This is a genomic window from Candidatus Trichorickettsia mobilis (assembly GCF_034366785.1).
GTDB classification, from domain to species: Bacteria; Pseudomonadota; Alphaproteobacteria; order Rickettsiales; family Rickettsiaceae; genus Trichorickettsia; species Trichorickettsia mobilis_A.
The window spans coordinates 1-990 of sequence record NZ_CP112965.1 but is presented as its reverse complement, the minus strand read 5'-3'; the positions used below and the strand labels follow the sequence as shown (position 1 = coordinate 990).

Here is a 990-nt window from a genome sequence, read left to right as displayed (position 1 = left end):
TTTTATAATAGATTGATATAACTGTTCTTTTGTATAGGGCTTAATTAGGTAATCTTTTACGCCCAATGCTGCTGCTTTTTTTAACTGTTTTTTGTCTTCAATTCCTGTTTGTAATGTTACAGGTATATTAATTTTGTTTTTATTAATCCATTCTAATACTTCTAAACCACTAACTTTAGGCATAGTTAAATCTAAAAATATTATCTTAATCTGTTTTTGTTTCTCTTTATCAGCTAGTATCTCTATAGCCATTTCACCAGAATTTACCAAGATTGAATCAAAATTTAAAGAATTTAATAATAACTTAGTTATTTCTAATATTGCTACTTCGTCATCAACAAATAGTATTTTAGACATAACTCACTCTTCAGTATATGGAATAGAAAAATTTACACTTACCCTTTGCTCATCAATATTATCTACCCATATTTTTCCTTTATGTACAGCTATTATTTCTTTGCAAATTGATAAGCCTAACCCAATTCCCGTTTGTTGATCACGAGCACTTTTTCCTTGAAAAAAAGGAGTAAAAACTTTTTCTTTTTCGTGTTCTAGGAAGTTGGGTCCTATATTTTCAATTTTGATTAAAATAGACTTTGGAAGTTCTATTTCTTCAAGATTTACTTTAATAATATTGCCTGTACCGTATTTAATAGCATTATCTAGTATGTTTCTGATTACTTGAGCTATTTTCACTTCATCATAACGTATAATGGTATTTTTAGCATCATCTAAATTAAATGAAATATTTGATAAACATAAAAACTCTTTAATACATTCTGTACAAGTAGCAACAATATTTCCTTTAGTAAAATTATATATAGTTTGACCTTTAGCATTACTAGCAGAATCTAGCAAATGCGTTAAAAGTTTAATTAGTTTTTTACTGTTGTCAGACAGCATAACTAAAAATTTATTAATTTCTTCTTGAGAAAAAGAAGCAATATTTTGATTTAACTCGTCTATAATAAAGTTTATCACATGCAAAGG

General features: G+C 26.8%; 2 protein-coding genes. Both read right to left on the bottom strand.

Annotation, left to right across the window (positions count from 1 at the left end):
• The coding region (locus tag Trichorick_RS09220; protein WP_323739355.1) for a response regulator at positions 1-357 on the bottom strand (357 nt) is incomplete at its 3' end.
• Positions 358-360: 3 nt separating this feature from the next.
• A partial coding sequence (locus tag Trichorick_RS09215; protein WP_323739354.1) for a sensor histidine kinase occupies positions 361-990 on the bottom strand: 630 nt, incomplete at its 5' end.